Consider the following 16,301-nt stretch of genomic DNA (forward strand, 5'->3'; position numbering starts at 1 on the left):
AAATCAAATCCGTTTTTAAGAAATCAAAACCCTGCCCTCACTTGTACACTTCCTATGTGTATAGTTCTGTCTCCAGAGTTTCGTCCCTCATAGTTGAGGTTAAGTTTTATAAATGAATTTATCGACTGTTGCAAAAACACCGTCCATACCTGGTTTTTGCCCACTTTAAGTCCTTCCAACATTTGGTTGCCTACCAAACTAAAACTATTGCCTTTAAAATCATTATTGATGAACGAAAAACTTCCCCTAACCGAAGTCTTAGAACGCTCCCATTGTAAACTTCCTGTGAGGTCAAAGGTTTTTAAATGCTCTTCTCCGTCCAGCCTTTGTTTTTGCTTTAAAGCAGAAGATAATTCTGCTTGTATAGCCTCTGTAAGTTTATAGGTTAATTTTGGGCGTGTTTCTAGATGAATTAAATGATAATCTCTAGACTTAAACATCTCCGAAGCATTAGTTAAACTCTGATACTGATTTTCCCAATCCGCTCTAAGATTTTTATTAAACCAATAGCCAATATTCACAAAGTGAGAAGACTGCTTTTTAGACTCTAAACTAAAATTAGCATTTATTAAGTTATCGTTTAATATCAATCGGTAAGTGCCATTCCACCCCGAAACTTCATTAGGTAAAAATTGTGCCGTTGCCAAGAAGCTTTGATTTTTTAGAATTTGATTTTGTTGTTTTTCAAACGGATTCCAAACCAAAACACGGTCTTTTTTATAAAAAGAATTTTGAGATAAAAGCGAAAGATTAAAATTCCACCTTTTCACAAAACGACTTTGAGAGTTAAATATCTGTGCTGGACTGATGAATAACGACAGCTGAAGTTTGTTTTTATTAGAAGGTAAATATTTTATTGTATTGGTATAAACCCTGATGTATCGAGCTAAATCAGCATATTCCGCTACTTCAAACTCGTCTAACTGCTGTACCCCATCGCCGTTGTAGTCTGTCCATTTGTAAATCCCTTGTCCATCGGTTACTTTTAAATACTGAAATTCCCTTTGTGCCTCTTGCCCATTACCCAACTCATAAAAGGCTTGGAGCCTCGCTCCATTATTAAACAACTGCTGATGATATAAAATATTCCCCACTACAAAATCCTGATTTTGATTCTGAACCAACGATTCCGAAGTATGATAAAACTTACGATAATGAGCCAATGCCGTAAGAGTTGTTTTTTCATTTTTAATAATTTGGCTCTCCACCATTGCCCCCAAAATCTGATTAACCTTTTCTAAACCTGCATTTCTCACAGAATCGTTCTCTCTTAGATAGAGTTTTGTTAGAAGTAAAGTTCTGTTTTCATTACCTATTTTTTTCTGTACAAATAGTTCTCGCCACGCAAAACTCGTAGCATCTGTTTTTTGGATATTGTTGAAGTTTTTAAGATTATGTTCCATTTGCCCACCCAATGTCCAACTTCCTTTTTCGCCTAAATATGAAGTGGAAGCAAGACCTCTTACAAAACGAGTATCCTGTAAGTCCGAATTGGTGTTAAGGTACGATACATTACCTTCTGTAAGCCATTTATTTTTTATCCATTTAAAATTCAAATCATTTTTAATCCCTTGATAAGTACCAGCTTCGTTGAGGAAATTAAGCGTATAGTTGAGTGCAGAGCCTTGCTTCCATTCATTTAAAAAACCAAATGTAAGTCTGTTTTGTGTTCTGTGATTAAACTCTTGAGAAAGATTAAAATCCCTAGCAAACTCCACATTATTGAGACGGTCTAAGATATGAAACTGCTTATTGATATGCTGAAACTCAAAACTTGACGTCCCCTTCCATTGACCTTTAGTAAAGGTTTTTGCCCCTACTATTCGTGCAGCGTAGCCTTTATTTTCATCATTATTTTTGGAAGAAAATAAATTAACATCGTAATGACTTAACGAAACATCAGCTCCCACATAGCCTTGATTCAGCAAATAAGAAACATTAGCCGAAAGCACCTGTGTTTTTTGAGGTGCTGGTAACTTTCGCAACGCAGAATAGTCGCCTCTACCCTGCCCTACATACTCAAAAACCCGACCATTATTCGTGGTTTGTTTCAGTATATAATCGCCTACATTTTGCCCTGTGTAAGAAAAGGAAACTTGATAAAGTTTTTCATTAGCATCGGTAGAAAACTCATAGTAATCTCCATTAGCATCGCTTACTTTTCGATAAAGAATTTTATTAACATCGTAAGCCGTTTCAACCCCAGACGGAGCCACCATCAAAACCGAATTACTCCCTGCCTGTGCCAATATTTTTTGGTCTTCTTCGCTTAAATTAAGCGATAAAGGAGCGTTTTTGTTATCACTTTCAAGAAACCAATTAAGCCCAAGTTTCAATTTCTCTCGCTGATGTTCCACTCCTCCAGTAACTAAAAAACGTGTGTAGTTTCGGTTGGTATAGTTGTATGAAATGGTGATGAAGTTTTGATTGTAAATAGGTCTAAAGCTCGTAAAGGTAACCTCTCCCGTATTGTAGTTAATGATATAATCTAAGTTCTCTCCTCTCTTCATTAAAACGCCATCAATAAACACCTGTTCGGAACCAGATATAATGGTGATAAAGGTTTCTCCATTCTTGCCTGACAACCTATAAGGACCTTGGTTACCTTCCACTCCTTGAAACCTAATTCTATGAAATTCGCTACGAGCCACCCCAGCCGATAAATGTATAGAAGTTGGATTTTCTTTTCCCATTTTGGTTTGAAACTCTAGCCCTAGACTTCGTCTTTGATATCTCCCGAAGTAAGTCGTTTCATCATTCAAATCCAAATGTCCCGCTCGAAGGATTGATTTTTTTTTGATGTTGAGCTGTACAAAAATTTTATCAAACTCGTCTAATGTTTGCGTATAACCATCTGCCTGTATCGGAAGATTATGGTCCGAGATACTGGCTAAAATAGATACCTCTTGGCTTAATTGACCCGAAATCTGTAAATCCATAGAACTTTGCACCGATGAGCCTTGGGCATTACCAAAAGAAATACCTCTGATAATAGCCCCTTGAGTATTAAGGTTACCTAAATCTAGTTGAGATTTACTGGCAGACGGAAGCTCTAACTTCTCTACAATACTTCTCTGTGGTAACTTTATAAAATCCAAAGTATCTCTTGTAAAAACCTCCTTGTTGATATTAGCTATAATAAGGCTATCCTTCTTTGTAGAGTCTTTAAGATAAGGGTTATGCCAAGAAAATACCTGCCCATATACCATATATGAGTTAAACCAAACTATGAGCAAAGCGACTATATACTTCAAGATATGACTAACAAGAAATTGCAAATTTACATAACGGAATATTAACAAAACTTAATATAAATCATATTGGCTTTTTCTTCTTTTCTGTAATAAAGTTTTTAACTTTGGGGCAGATAGTAACTTTAAAAAAAATAATATATGAGAAAATTTTATTCTTTAATGGCTGCAGTAGCTTTGGTAACAACAGTTTCTGCACAGAATTTGGTGCAAAATCCAGGTCTAGAAAATTGGAACGATGCTGGTAAAGCTGTAGATTGGTTTCACGATTCAAATAGCTCAAAAGCTGATACTAAAAAGCATAGTGGTTCTTTTTCTGGACAAATAAAATCACCAAGTAAAGGAAGTAACAGTATGGGAATGAAAGACATTGCTGTTACTCCTGGAAAAACTTATGTCTATTCTGGCTGGTATCTTCAAGAAACAGCTTCAACTAGAGTTAGACATTGGGGACAGTGGAGAACCGCCACAGGACTACTTAGCGATACGAGTTTACAATCAGAATTTATTGATACTACTTCTTCTGAATGGAAACAATTTAAAATAGAAGCCGTTGCTCCAGAAGGTGCAGAAGTTGCTAGATTGTCTTTCAGAGTGTATAAAGGGAACGATGCTGCTGAAGGTGCGGTCTATATAGACGATTTTTTCTTTGCGGACAAAGAAACTCTTTCTGTAACGGATATTAAAGATTTCAATAATAGCGTAAAATTCAACACTTTAGCAGATGATGTATTAACATTTAGTTTACCAAATAAAGCTACTGTAAATATCTATTCTCTAGATGGTAAACTACTTTCTTCTAGTAGAGTATCTTCTGGAGAATCAATCAATATATCTCATCTAGCTAAAGGGAATTATATTGTAACCGTACAGGATAATTACAACAAAATCAGCAGAAAAATCATTAAAAAATAAAAATTATATTAAAAATGAAAAAATTACTCTCTCTAATTACTAGTATAATAGTTTCAGCTTGCATCAATGCTCAAGTTTTCCAAGAAAACTTTAATGACATTAATGGTACAGGTGGTAATGATGGTGTTTTTAGTGGTAATGTAGCCTCTGCACCTCTCAATTCTTATGGAGACTGGACTCTAAACAGAACTTACGAAGCTAATGCGTGTATTAAAATAGGAACAGGAAGTGGTTTAGGAAGTGTAACCACCCCAACTATCGCATTAACAGGAAACGGAAAACTTTCCTTTAAAGCAGCCGCTTGGGATACTAAAACAGAACAAACCTCTCTTAAAATTTCAGCAACTGGAGGAACTCTAAGTGTTTCAGAAGTTACATTAGACAAAGGAGCTTTTAAGATCTATACAGTAGATATCACTAACGCAACGGGAGATTTAAAGATTACCTTTGAAGGTTTTCAGGCTGCTAGATCAAGATTTTTTTTGGACGATATAGTAGTTACAGAAACCACTATGTCTGTATCTAACATCAATGCTAAAAAAATCAACTTGGTTAAAAATACTGTAGTGGATACACAATTACTATTTGGAGCAGACGCTGACATTAAAAATGGGCAGTTAGTAAAATCTGCTAAAGTAAATAACGGTGGGGCTCTTAACCTGTCTTCTCTACCTAAAGGAGTTTACATTGTTTCTGGAGAAGTAAACGGTGAGAAAGTTTCTCAAAAAATTATCAAGAAATAAGTCAAATTTATTTTTAATTTATCATTAAAGTCTCGGATAATCCGAGACTTTTTTGTTACATAGTTTTCATACTTCCCAAAAAACATTAAATTTGGGATTTAAAAGATTATAATGCAAAACTATCTAGACTTACTTCAACATATACTAGACCACGGGACAGACAAAACCGACAGAACAGGCACAGGTACAAGGAGTGTCTTTGGCTATCAACTTAGATACGACCTTTCTAAGGGCTTCCCACTAGTTACTACAAAAAAGGTACACCTCAAATCTATTATTTACGAACTCCTTTGGTTTCTAAAAGGAGATACTAATATTAAATATCTTAACGATAATGGCGTAAGCATTTGGGACGAATGGGCAGACGATAATGGCAATTTAGGTCCCGTCTATGGTGCCCAATGGCGAAGCTGGAAGGGTGCTAATGGTAAAGTTATAGACCAAATTTCGGAGGTTATACACCAAATTAAAACTAATCCTGATAGCAGAAGACTCATTGTATCTGCGTGGAATGCTGCCGAAATCCCTAATATGGCACTAGCACCTTGCCACGCTTTGTTTCAGTTTTATGTTGCTGATGGTAGGTTATCACTACAACTTTATCAAAGGAGTGCCGATGTTTTTCTAGGTGTTCCTTTCAATATTGCTAGCTATGCATTGCTGACTATGATGGTAGCCCAAGTATGTGGCTTACAAGTAGGTGAGTACATTCACTCGTTTGGAGATGTGCATATTTATAACAATCATTTTGAGCAAGTACAAAAACAACTCTCCAGAGAGCCTAGACCGCTTCCTACTATGAAACTAAACCCTAGCGTAAAAGACCTTTTTGACTTTAAATTTGAGGATTTTACACTAGAAAATTATCACCCACATTCGGGCATTAAAGCACCTGTTGCCGTATAACCAACAATCAATTAGTAAAATGTTTAAAATCTAAATTAAGTATATATGAAAAAAATTATCATCACCGCTTTAGCTTTAGGCTGTATTATTTCTACCCAATACAGTTTCGCTCAAACCGAAACTTCTGGAAGAGAAACCGTCTATCGTGCTACACATACTAAAACTACCGAACTTAAACATACCAAACTAAAAGTAAGTTTTGACTTTGAAAAAGAGCAGCTTCACGGAGAAGAATGGCTTACTGCTTCGCCTTATTTCTATCCATCGGACTCTTTAGTTCTTAATGCTAAAGCAATGCTCATACACGAAGTGGCTTTAGATAAAAATGGAAGCAAAGCTCCTCTAAAATACAGTTACAAAGACGATATTCTGCACATTTCTTTAGATAAAACTTATCAGAAAAATCAAGATTATACAGTTTATATTAAATATACCTCCAGACCTAACGAGGTAAAACAAAAAGGAAGTAAAGCTATAAATGATGCTAAGGGTCTTTACTTCATCAATGCTCAAGGCAAAGACCCTGACAAACCTACTCAAGTGTGGACTCAAGGAGAAACCGAATCTAATTCGGCTTGGTTCCCTACTATTGATAAGCCTAATCAAAAAACTACTCAGGAAATTTATATGACCGTTCCTGATAAATTTGTTACTCTTTCTAATGGGCTTCTAAAATCTTCCACCAAAGAGGCTAATAATCTAAGAACTGACCATTGGGTTATGGACAAAAAACACGCTCCGTACCTCTTCTTTATGGGCGTTGGAGAATATGCCGTAATTAAGGATAAATGGAGAAATATTCCTGTGGATTACTATGTAGAGAAAGAATATGCAGATTACGCCAAACAAATCTTTGGAAATACACCTGAAATGATGGAATTTTTCTCCAAAAAGCTAGGCTACGATTATCCTTGGGCAAAATACGCCCAACTAGTGGGGAGAGATTTTGTAAGTGGCGCAATGGAGAACACTACCGCCGTTATCCACGCCGAAAACGCTCAGCAAAAACCAGGAGATTTGATAGACGACAACCGTTGGGAAAGCACTATCGCACACGAGCTGTTCCACCATTGGTTTGGAGATTTGGTAACCACAGAAAGCTGGAGTAATCTTACTGTAAATGAAAGTTTTGCTAACTATTCTGAATACCTTTGGGAAGAATATAAGTACGGAAAAGATGCCGCAGATTATCACCTCAATAATAATAGTAGCAGATATATACACAACCCTTCCGACTTCAACAAAGACCTTGTAAGGTTTGATTACGAAAGCAGAGAAGATATGTTTGATTTAGTATCCTACAACAAAGGAGGAGCTATCCTACATATGTTAAGAAATTATTTAGGAGACGATGCCTTCTTTGCAGGTGTAACAGATTATCTCAAAACTCATGAGTACGGCACTGGGGAAGCTCACCAGTTAAGACTTTCGTTTGAAAAAATTTCTGGTAAAGACTTAAATTGGTTCTTCAACCAATGGTACTTTAATAGTGGAAATCCAAAATTAAACATACAATACAGCTACGAGCCTGTAAAAAAAGAAGTAACAGTATCTGTTGTACAAAATCAAGAAAAGCCATTTCAATTCCCCCTTACTATAGATTTACACGAAGGAAACTCTGTAAAACGCCAAGATGTATGGGTAAATGCAAAAGCTGAAAATGATTTTACTTTTAGTGTGAATAAAAATCCTGATTTAATAAATGTAGATCCTGCTGGAGTTCTTTTAGCTGAAATAAACAACAGTAAAACTCCCGAACAACTCTACTTACAATACACTAAGTCTAAAGAATACAAAAGCAGATATTTAGCACTAAAAGGGGCTTCAGAAACTGCGACTTACCCTGAATCAGTAAAAACAATAGTAGCCGCACTAAAAGATGATTTTTTTAGATTGAGAATCCAGGCGCTTAATGCTTTAGATTTATCTAACCCTGCACACGCAAAGGTAGCATTAGCTGAAGTTGAAAAAATCGCTAACAATGATCCTAAAACTTTAGTAAGAGCAGCCGCAATATTAGCTTTATCTAAAACAAAAAACAAAAAATATCTACCTCTATATGAAAAGAATATTGATGTAGTATCTAACTCCATTAAAGGAAGTGCATTGGCTGCCATTGCACAAACCGAGCCTGAGCGCGTTAAAAGTCTAGCAGACAAAATAGACCTTTCTGGTGCTTCAGAGGAATTAATTACCACATTACTACCTACCATCGTTAAAAACAAGATAGAATCTCAGATGCCACACATAGGTGGATTGGTCGCTTTTTATCCTTTCTTAAAATTTCAAAATCCTGAGTTAGGTAGTGTAGCAGAAGAAGGGTTCAACTGGATTATGACTTCTGATAATTTAAAAGCCACAGAATCTATCACCAAAATTTTAGGTCAAGCCAAGTCTGAGATTCCTGACAATCCTCAAGTTAAAATGATGATTATACAAATGCTTCAAAACGGAGTTTCCAAAAAAATGGAACTGCTAAAAGCTCAACCTAGTAGTGATAGTCTTCATAAACAAATAGACAAAATAAATAAAATCATTGAGCTTTATAAAAACTAAGGCAACAAAAAAGAGAGATGAAATTCATCTCTCTTTTTTATTATAAACTATTTTTGGATTATTCAAAAATATAATTAAGTGTTACACTTAGTACTTGTTCTGATTTTTTCTTCTCTGTGTTCAAGTCTCCTGTGTATGATTCCACCATATGACGATAAGTATTAGACAACCCCAAATCATACTTCACTGCTACTTCTAATTGTCTTTTATAACTAAATCCTAAACCCACTCCTAAACCAAAATTAAAGCTACTTGCCTTTTTCCATTAAGATGAGGATATCTAGGATCGTTTCCCTCTATTGTATAAACCTGTCTAGATGGGCTTTCTACAGTTTGATTAATTAGAAAATTAAATCTAGGACCAAACATTCCAAAGAATTCAGACTCTGCTTCTGAAAAATAACCTTTTACATAAATAGGTACACTAATATAATCGTTGTAATATTTGGTATTCTTGTCACCTCCTCCTTTTTTAGTATAACCGGTTTCTCCCGCTTGGTAATATTGTATTTCTGGCTGTAAATATAATTGATCATCGTTATCAGCAGGGATTAACGCTAAAGCACCCACTTGAAAACCAAGTCTTTTACCCGATGGGTTATGTGCATTTTTAACTCCAGAATAGTTAACACCACCACTTACCCCAAAACGAGTATTTTCAAACTGAATATTGATTTGTGCAGAAGACAACCCAAAGACTAAACCTAATCCTACTAAAACTATTTTTTTCATAATCATATTTTTAAGAATAAAACTCCAATGATAGCAATCTATCATCAGAGTTTTTACCATTGTAATTAAAATTTTAATATTTATTTTTCAAAAAATACTACCCTAAAACCTTTGCAATAGTAACTCCTATATCAGCTGGAGAATCTACCACATTAATTCCGTTTTCTCTCATGATAGCCATTTTTGCTTGAGCAGTATCTTCAGCACCACCTACAATAGCACCAGCGTGTCCCATAGTTCTTCCTTTAGGTGCTGTTTGCCCCGCAATAAAACCAACTACTGGCTTCTTAGAACCACTAGCTTTATACCATTTAGCAGCTTCCGCTTCAAGGTTACCACCAATCTCACCAATCATTACCACAGCTTCAGTTTCTGGGTCGTTAATAAACATTTCTAAAGCCTCTTTAGTAGTAGTTCCAATGATAGGGTCTCCACCAATACCTATTGCCGTAGAAATACCATAACCTGCTCTTACCACTTGGTCTGCTGCTTCATAAGTAAGTGTTCCTGATTTAGATACAATACCTACTTTACCTTTCTTGAATACAAATCCCGGCATAATACCAATCTTAGCTTCATCAGAAGTGATGATACCTGGACAGTTAGGTCCAATTAGACGGCAATCTTTATCTGCAATATAATTTTTCACTTTAGTCATATCAGCTACTGGGATTCCTTCCGTGATACAAACAATCACTTTAATCCCTGCATCTGCAGCTTCCATAATAGCATCTGCAGCAAATGCTGGTGGTACAAAAATGATACTTACATTAGCATCTGCTTTTTCCACAGCGTCTGCTACGGTATTAAATACAGGCTTACCTAAATGCTCTGTACCTCCTTTTCCTGGAGTTACACCTCCCACTACATTTGTTCCGTAGTCTATCATTTGACCTGCATGGAAAGTTCCTTCGTTTCCTGTAAACCCTTGTACTATTACTCTAGAATCTTTGTTAACTAATACTGACATATTATATTTATTTATTTTTCTTTTTGATTATAATTACCCTTCTCTAAAAAGGTTTTTTATTTTTCGGTAAATTTAAGAATTTTTAAATTGATGAAAAAATTATTTTATTTCAAATTTTTCAACCTAACTTCCTTCCTTAAATAATCACGGAATTCTTCTGCTATAGTGCCAAAATAAGTTCCTTTCTTTAAATCTCTATTTATACCACATTTAGCGAGTAGTACCGTGCCTTTTTCTACTCTAACTCCAGAAGCCATACCTACTTGTCCCCAAATGGTAACCTCATCTTCAATCACGCAACACCCCGCAATACCTGTTTGGGAAGCAATAAGACACTTTTTACCAATAATGGTATCATGCCCTATCTGGATTTGATTATCCAACACAGAACCTTCGCCTATCACTGTAGAAGCAGTAACTCCTCTATCTATAGTACACCCATTGCCTATTTCTACATTATTCTCTATCACTACATTACCCACCGAAATCAATCTATCAAAATTCCCATTGAGTTTTCTATAATAAAATGCATCTCCTCCTAAAACGGTATTAGACTGAATGATAACATTATCTCCTATTTCTGTTCTATCACCAATAACCACATTAGGGAAAATATGGCAGTTCTTGCCGATTTTAACTTGATTTCCTAACACTACAGAAGGATGAATAAAAGTTCCCTCTCCTATCTGAGCATCATTTAAATCTTTTTTAAAATTATAAATCTGCGTAAAGTGAGTATTTATTTTATTAAAATCTCTAAAAGGATCATCAGAAATTAGTAACGCTTTTCCCTCTGGGCAAGCTACTTCTTTGTCTATTAAAATAATAGTAGCAGCAGAGTTTAATGCTTTATCGTAGTATTTTGGGTGATTTACAAAGACAATATCACCTGGACGCACCATGTGAATCTCGTTAGTTCCTAAAACAGGAAAACTCTCATCTCCAACAAATTGAGCTCCTATAATGTCGGCAATCACTTTAAGCGTTTGCTGCTCTGAAAATGTCATAATTGAATAGAATTAAAAAATGAAATTCGGAGAGAACAACTCCCTCCGAATTTATTAGACTAATTATTTAACTCTCTCTAAGTAAGAGCCGTCTTCTGTATTTACTTTTATTTTATCTCCTGGTTCTATAAATAAAGGCACCATTACTCTAGCTCCTGTTTCCACGATAGCATTTTTAAGAGCATTAGTTGCAGTGTTACCCTTTACACCTGGGTCAGCCTCTACCACTTCTAGATAAACTGTAGGCGGAATCTCCGCAGAAAGAGGCGTTTCATCTTCCTCCTTCATAATGATAGTAACTTCTTCTCCTGCCTTCATAAACTGAGCATTCTCAATCATTTCTTTACCGATATAGATTTGAGAAAAGTCATCATTATTCATAAAGTGGAACCCATTATCATCATCATAAAGGTACTGAAATTTACGAGTAATTACCTTTACCTCGTCTATCTTATGCCCTGCTGAGAAAGTGTTATCAATCACTTTACCATTAGTTACAGACTTAAGTTTAGTTCTCACAAAAGCAGGTCCTTTACCTGGTTTTACATGTAAAAACTCGATTACCTTGTAAATGTCGTTGCTATAATTGATGCAAAGACCCTTTTTAATATCAGCTGTTGTTGCCATCTATATAATATGTTATTTATTTTTATTTAATCTTTACCTGTACCGTAACCTTTTACAATACCTCTAGGTGAGTTTTGTATAAATTGTAGGATTTCATCTCGTTCTGCCGTAGGAAGCATTTCTTTTTCTATATAAGAAACAGCTTGAGAAACATTCATTTTCATTTGGAAGATGATACGATAGATTTTTTGTATCTCAAATATTTTTTCATTAGAAAAACCTCTTCTTCTCAACCCTACAGAATTGATACCAGCATAGCTCATAGGCTCTCTAGCCACTTTAACATAAGGCGGAATATCCTTTCTTACCAATGTACCTCCAGACACCATTACATGTTTGCCTATTTTACCAAATTGATGAACTGCAGAAAGCCCACCCATAACGGTAAAATCTCCTATTTCTACATGTCCTGCTATACCACACCCATTCACAATAATTACATGGTCTCCTAAAACACAATCGTGAGCAATGTGTGAGGTAGCCATTATCAGGCAGTTACTACCTATCTTGGTATATCCCAATGCTTTAGTACCTCTATTGATGGTAACTGATTCTCTGATTGTAGTATTATCACCTATAATCACTTGAGTATCTTCACCTTCAAATTTTAAATCTTGTGGTATTGCTGAAATTACTGTCCCTGGGAAAATTCTACAATTTTTACCAATTCTAGCCCCATTCATAATCGTTACATTAGGACCTATCCAAGTACCTTCCCCAATTTCCACATCTGCAGCTATCGTGGTAAATGGCTCTACTACCACATTTTTATCTATTTTAGCCCGTCTATCTACGGCTGCTAACTGATGAATCATTTTTTAAATTTAGATTTTAGTTTTTGCTACTTGAGCCATAAGCTCTGCCTCTACCACTACACTATCTCCTACATAACCATACCCTTGCATATGCACAATACCTCTTCTAATAGGTTCTATAAGGTCTATTTTGAAGATAAGTGTATCTCCAGGAACTACCTTTTTCTTAAACTTAACCTTGTCTATTTTAACAAAGTAAGTAGAATAGTTTTCTGGGTCAGGCACATTAGCCAATACCAAAATACCGCCTGTCTGTGCCATTGCCTCTATCTGTAAAACCCCTGGCATTACAGGTTCTTTTGGGAAGTGTCCTGTAAAGAATGGCTCATTCATTGATACATTTTTAAGCCCTACCACATGAGTATCAGACAATTCTAAAATTTTATCTACTAATAAAAATGGTGGACGGTGCGGAAGCAACCCCATAATCCCATTGATGTCGTAAACAGGCTCTTTAGTTAAATCAAAATCAGGCACATTTTTTTTCTTTTGTAATTTCCATTGGCGATTCAGTTTTTTAGCAAACTGAGTATTAACAAAGTGCCCTGGTTTGTTAGCAATAACTTTACCTTTTATTTTAACTCCTACCAATGCCAAATCTCCAATTACATCTAGTAACTTGTGTCTAGCCGCTTCATTAGGATAGTTTAAAGTTAAATTATCCAAAACTCCATTAGGACGGATAGATATTTCTTCTCTACCAAATGCCTTTTTGAGTTTTTCTGTAGTTTCTGGTGTGAGTTCCTTATCCACATAAACAATGGCATTGCTAATATCTCCACCCTTGATAAGTCCGTGGTCTAAAAGCATTTCCAACTCATGTAAGAAACTAAAAGTTCTAGCACTAGCAAATTCTTCCTTAAACTCAGAAATATGCTTCATGGTCGCATTTTGAGTACCCAATACCTTAGTACCAAAATCCACCATAGTTGTAATTTCATAAGTATCGGAAGGGATAATCGTAATATCAGCCCCCGAATTTGGGTCAGTATAACTCATTACCTCTTTTATCACTAGGTACTCTCTCGCTTTCTCTTGCTCTACGATACCTGCTTTCTCTATTGCTTCTACAAAAAACTTAGAAGAACCATCTAAAATTGGTGGTTCCGCACTATCTAATTCTAATATTGCATTATCTAAATCCATACCTACTAGAGCCGCCAAAAGGTGCTCACAAGTATGTATTTTAACCCCTAATTTTTCTAATGTAGTTCCCCTTTCGGTAGTGGTAACATAGTTTACATCTGCTTCCACTTGAGGATTTCCTTCCAAATCTGTTCTTACAAATACAAAACCTGTATTTTCCTTAGCCGGTTTTATAGTAAGATTAACTTGTTTACCTGTATGAAGACCTATCCCTGAAAGAGAAACTTCTTCTTTTAAAGTTTTTTGCTTATCACTCATTAGTATTATCTTTTGAGTTTTTTTCTAGTTGATTTAACTTTTGAACAATCTTATTAAAGTTTCGGAAGTGAACATAATTTCTTCTGAAATCACTTGCCGAAATTGCTGGAGAACCATATAGAATTTCCCCATCAGACACACTATTATTTACGCCACTTTGGGCTTGTATTTTAACTTGATTACCAATGTTAATATGCCCTACAATACCTACTTGTCCACCCACCTGGTTCCAATCGCCTATAGTAGTGGACCCCGCAATACCTGCTTGAGCCGCAATTACATTATGTTTGCCTATCTTAACATTATGAGCAATCTGGATTAGATTATCTATCTTGGTTCCTTCCCCTATAATGGTAGAGCCTATCGTTGCTCTATCTATACTACAGTTAGAACCAATCTCTACATTGTTCTCTATAATTACATTTCCTAATTGCGGAATTTTTTTAAAACCTTCTGCTGTTGGCTGGAAACCAAAACCATCGCCTCCTATTACTGTATTAGAGTGTATGATGCAATTATCTCCTATCACACAACCATCATAAATCCTAGCACCACTATCTATTTTACAATTCTTACCAATCTTGACTCTCTTACCTATATATACCTGAGGCGCAATCTGAGAACCTTCTCCCACCTTAGTTTTCTCCGAAATATAGGTAAACGCTCCTACAAAAACATTCTCTCCTAAGACAGCCGTCTGATGAATAAATGCTCCTTCTTCTACACCTGATTTTCTATCTTGAACCATCTCGTTGTAAAGGTTCATTAGCACTTGAAAAGATAGGTAAGCATCTTCTACGGCTATAATGGTAGCCTTATAATCTTTTTTATCTAAAAGTTTTTTGGATACTATAAGAACCGAGCATTTAGTTTCCTCTATAAAATGAGAAAATTTCTCCTGAGCGACAAAAGACAAATGCCCTTCTTCACCGCTTTCTATAGGAGAGACCCCTGTAATTAAAGTATTTTCGTTACCGATGATTTCCCCTTCAATAAAACCTGCAATCTGAGAAGCTGTAAATTCCATAATGTGCAAAGATAGTAATTTATAATATTTCTCTTGCAATTTATACTACAAAACATCATCAAACCTAGTCATCATAGCCATATTTACCTAGGAAATGCCAAAATATATTTCTGTGTAGGACGCTTAAGGCTCGTGGATAAAACTGATAATTCAGATTCATCTAAAGGTACTTTACCACCTTTTTTTTCCAACAAATAGATAGGCTGTTTTTCGCTATCATAAGGTAACAAATATCGGGAAATTTCATCAACAAAATCTACCCCAAAATCTATATACATTCGCTTATTAACAGTCTCTACTTTATCATCTATAAAATCTTGAGAAAACCCTTCTGAAGACCAAATAGTTTGAGGAAACTTTCGCGTTATAATTGCCTTACAATAATAAGAAAGAACCAAATCTCTCTCATTTTGCCAAAGCTTTATTGCCTGTAATACATCAGTATCATCTAGATTTATAAATCTGCTTAAATCTTCCTCCGACATAGAACTAAAATCTTTCTTATAAAGGAAATATTTTAGGTTTTCCGATGCCTCCAAATTAACTCCTTGAGAAATTAAAAATTTGGCTCTTTTCAAAATTTTAACCAACATAAATTCTGCCAAAGACGCTGTTTTATGGTAATACACCTGCCAATACATCAGCATCCTTGCTGTGAGATAGTTTTCTACGGAATAAATCCCTTTAGCATCTATTACCAACTCATCATCTGCTACATTCATCATTGAAATCAGTCGTTGAGCATTGATATTACCTTCTGAAACTCCTGTAAAAAAGCTATCCCTTTTCAAGTAATCTAACCTATCTACATCTAATTGAGACGAAACCAACTGATTGAAAAACTTACGATGATAATTCCCCTGAAACATTTCTATCGCTACCGACAAAGCTCCTGAAAATTCATCATTCAATCGGCTCATAATCAGCAATGACAGTTTTTCATGATGCCAATCCTCCATAAGAACCGATTCTAACGCGTGGGAGAACGGTCCGTGCCCAACATCATGCAACAAAATAGCCAACATTGCCGACTGTTCCTCTTCTTTACTTATCTTCACACCTTTAAGCTTAAGCGTTTCCAAGGCTAAAAACATCAAGTGCATCGCTCCCAATGCGTGATGAAACCTCGTATGTGTAGCCCCAGGAAAAACAAGATTAAGAAGCCCAGTTTGCGAAATTCTCCTCAAACGCTGAAAATAAGGGTGCTCTATAACATCAAATAGTATTTCGTAAGGAATTTTAATAAACCCATGTACTGGGTCGTTTATGATTTTGAGTTTATTGATTTTACTCATTCTCTTTTTAAAATTTCGGCAAATTTAGAGCTAATTTCTTAATTGACAATAAA

12 protein-coding genes and 1 pseudogene are annotated in these 16,301 nt (G+C 35.6%); 4 read left to right on the top strand and 9 right to left on the bottom strand.

Annotation, left to right across the window (positions count from 1 at the left end; all coding sequences use genetic code 11):
• Positions 1-23: 23 nt before the first annotated feature.
• The gene (locus RA0C_RS03990) at positions 24-3,209 is read right to left on the bottom strand and encodes a hypothetical protein (protein WP_014411248.1); all 3,186 of its coding nucleotides are present in this window, start codon (positions 3,207-3,209) and stop codon (positions 24-26) included.
• Between the two features lie 183 nt (positions 3,210-3,392).
• On the opposite strand from RA0C_RS03990, the gene RA0C_RS03995 reads away from it, so the two are divergent.
• The 4 genes from RA0C_RS03995 (at position 3,393) to RA0C_RS04010 (ending at position 8,371) form a co-directional block, all read left to right on the top strand.
• Entirely contained in the window at positions 3,393-4,166 is a 774-nt protein-coding gene (locus RA0C_RS03995) for a T9SS type A sorting domain-containing protein (protein ID WP_013446850.1), read from the top strand.
• Between the two features lie 14 nt (positions 4,167-4,180).
• Positions 4,181-4,909: a T9SS type A sorting domain-containing protein gene (locus tag RA0C_RS04000; RefSeq protein ID WP_013446851.1), complete on the top strand. Its 729-nt coding sequence runs from the start codon at positions 4,181-4,183 to the stop codon at positions 4,907-4,909.
• 111 nt (positions 4,910-5,020) lie between these two features.
• On the top strand, positions 5,021-5,815 hold the full coding sequence (locus RA0C_RS04005) for a thymidylate synthase (protein ID WP_013446852.1): 795 nt from the start codon (positions 5,021-5,023) through the stop codon (positions 5,813-5,815).
• A gap of 45 nt (positions 5,816-5,860) precedes the next feature.
• Positions 5,861-8,371 (top strand): M1 family metallopeptidase, encoded by a 2,511-nt coding sequence (locus tag RA0C_RS04010; protein WP_013446853.1) that lies wholly within the window; start codon positions 5,861-5,863, stop codon positions 8,369-8,371.
• Positions 8,372-8,429: 58 nt separating this feature from the next.
• Here the strand turns inward: RA0C_RS04010 and RA0C_RS04015 are convergent.
• From RA0C_RS04015 to RA0C_RS04050, 8 genes and pseudogenes are all read right to left on the bottom strand, one after another.
• A pseudogene (locus RA0C_RS04015) lies at positions 8,430-9,103 on the bottom strand (porin family protein).
• Positions 9,104-9,200: 97 nt separating this feature from the next.
• Positions 9,201-10,073, bottom strand: coding sequence for a succinate--CoA ligase subunit alpha (gene sucD, locus RA0C_RS04020; RefSeq protein WP_013446854.1), 873 nt, complete (start codon positions 10,071-10,073; stop codon positions 9,201-9,203).
• Positions 10,074-10,177: 104 nt separating this feature from the next.
• Positions 10,178-11,080 carry a UDP-3-O-(3-hydroxymyristoyl)glucosamine N-acyltransferase gene (locus tag RA0C_RS04025; protein WP_013446855.1) on the bottom strand — a complete coding sequence of 301 codons (903 nt, stop codon included), beginning with the start codon at positions 11,078-11,080 and terminating at the stop codon, positions 10,178-10,180.
• A gap of 63 nt (positions 11,081-11,143) precedes the next feature.
• Complete coding sequence (gene efp, locus RA0C_RS04030) at positions 11,144-11,707, bottom strand: elongation factor P (protein ID WP_004918666.1); 564 nt, start codon at positions 11,705-11,707, stop codon at positions 11,144-11,146.
• Between the two features lie 26 nt (positions 11,708-11,733).
• Positions 11,734-12,522 (bottom strand): acyl-ACP--UDP-N-acetylglucosamine O-acyltransferase, encoded by a 789-nt coding sequence (lpxA, locus tag RA0C_RS04035; RefSeq protein WP_004918668.1) that lies wholly within the window; start codon positions 12,520-12,522, stop codon positions 11,734-11,736.
• Positions 12,523-12,531: 9 nt separating this feature from the next.
• The gene (locus tag RA0C_RS04040; RefSeq protein ID WP_004918670.1) at positions 12,532-13,926 is read right to left on the bottom strand and encodes a bifunctional UDP-3-O-[3-hydroxymyristoyl] N-acetylglucosamine deacetylase/3-hydroxyacyl-ACP dehydratase; all 1,395 of its coding nucleotides are present in this window, start codon (positions 13,924-13,926) and stop codon (positions 12,532-12,534) included.
• Positions 13,919-14,953: a UDP-3-O-(3-hydroxymyristoyl)glucosamine N-acyltransferase gene (gene lpxD / locus RA0C_RS04045; RefSeq protein ID WP_013446856.1), complete on the bottom strand. Its 1,035-nt coding sequence runs from the start codon at positions 14,951-14,953 to the stop codon at positions 13,919-13,921. Before lpxD ends, RA0C_RS04040 begins: the two co-directional genes overlap by 8 nt.
• Before the next feature lie 83 nt (positions 14,954-15,036).
• On the bottom strand, positions 15,037-16,248 hold the full coding sequence (locus RA0C_RS04050; protein ID WP_004918677.1) for an HD domain-containing protein: 1,212 nt from the start codon (positions 16,246-16,248) through the stop codon (positions 15,037-15,039).
• Positions 16,249-16,301: the final 53 nt, after the last annotated feature.

This window comes from Riemerella anatipestifer ATCC 11845 = DSM 15868 (genome assembly GCF_000252855.1).
Classification (GTDB): Bacteria; Bacteroidota; Bacteroidia; order Flavobacteriales; family Weeksellaceae; genus Riemerella; species Riemerella anatipestifera.

Excerpts from the sequence above, each read along its gene's own strand:
- RA0C_RS04025 (WP_013446855.1), bottom strand. The coding sequence starts at position 11,080 with ATGACATTTTCAGAGCAGCAAACGCTTAAAGTGATTGCCGACATTATA.
- lpxD (WP_013446856.1), bottom strand. The coding sequence starts at position 14,953 with ATGGAATTTACAGCTTCTCAGATTGCAGGTTTTATTGAAGGGGAAATC.
- sucD (WP_013446854.1), bottom strand. The coding sequence starts at position 10,073 with ATGTCAGTATTAGTTAACAAAGATTCTAGAGTAATAGTACAAGGGTTT.
- RA0C_RS04050 (WP_004918677.1), bottom strand. The coding sequence starts at position 16,248 with ATGAGTAAAATCAATAAACTCAAAATCATAAACGACCCAGTACATGGG.
- efp (WP_004918666.1), bottom strand. The coding sequence starts at position 11,707 with ATGGCAACAACAGCTGATATTAAAAAGGGTCTTTGCATCAATTATAGC.
- RA0C_RS04005 (WP_013446852.1), top strand. The coding sequence starts at position 5,021 with ATGCAAAACTATCTAGACTTACTTCAACATATACTAGACCACGGGACA.
- lpxA (WP_004918668.1), bottom strand. The coding sequence starts at position 12,522 with ATGATTCATCAGTTAGCAGCCGTAGATAGACGGGCTAAAATAGATAAA.
- RA0C_RS03995 (WP_013446850.1), top strand. The coding sequence starts at position 3,393 with ATGAGAAAATTTTATTCTTTAATGGCTGCAGTAGCTTTGGTAACAACA.
- RA0C_RS04000 (WP_013446851.1), top strand. The coding sequence starts at position 4,181 with ATGAAAAAATTACTCTCTCTAATTACTAGTATAATAGTTTCAGCTTGC.
- RA0C_RS03990 (WP_014411248.1), bottom strand. The coding sequence starts at position 3,209 with ATGGTATATGGGCAGGTATTTTCTTGGCATAACCCTTATCTTAAAGAC.
- RA0C_RS04010 (WP_013446853.1), top strand. The coding sequence starts at position 5,861 with ATGAAAAAAATTATCATCACCGCTTTAGCTTTAGGCTGTATTATTTCT.
- RA0C_RS04040 (WP_004918670.1), bottom strand. The coding sequence starts at position 13,926 with ATGAGTGATAAGCAAAAAACTTTAAAAGAAGAAGTTTCTCTTTCAGGG.